Annotated in this window: 1 protein-coding gene; it reads right to left on the bottom strand. The window is 42.6% G+C overall.

The genetic code is table 11. The features are described from left to right. Positions 1–324: DNA polymerase (locus tag C1G53_RS09115; protein ID WP_238139133.1), on the bottom strand; the 324-nt coding region annotated here is incomplete at both ends.

Raw genomic sequence — 324 nt, 5'->3', positions numbered from 1 at the left:
TATCTGCGGCCGAACCTTGAATTGGTGAGTTGATGGCTGTTCGTTCCGCAAAATTACGGACATTGAAATTGCGAGAGTTTATATCTGGTAATTCACGACGGCGTTTGTAAATCGTCTCTACATAACCCTTATCACGTGCCTCACGAACAATGGTTTCCATGTAATTCTTAATTCCTGGGAAGCGTTCAAAATAGGTATCGATATAGGCTTTAGCTTCCTTACGTGTAATCCCCAAGTTATTGGATAGACCGAAATCTGAAATACCATAGACGACACCAAAGTTTACAGCCTTGGCATTCCGACGGTCATTTGGTGTCACATCCT

Source organism: Streptococcus suis, assembly GCF_002960445.1.
GTDB classification, from domain to species: domain Bacteria; phylum Bacillota; class Bacilli; order Lactobacillales; family Streptococcaceae; genus Streptococcus; species Streptococcus hyiners.
Note: the sequence above shows the minus strand (reverse complement) of the source record. Positions and strands in the feature narration are given on the sequence as shown.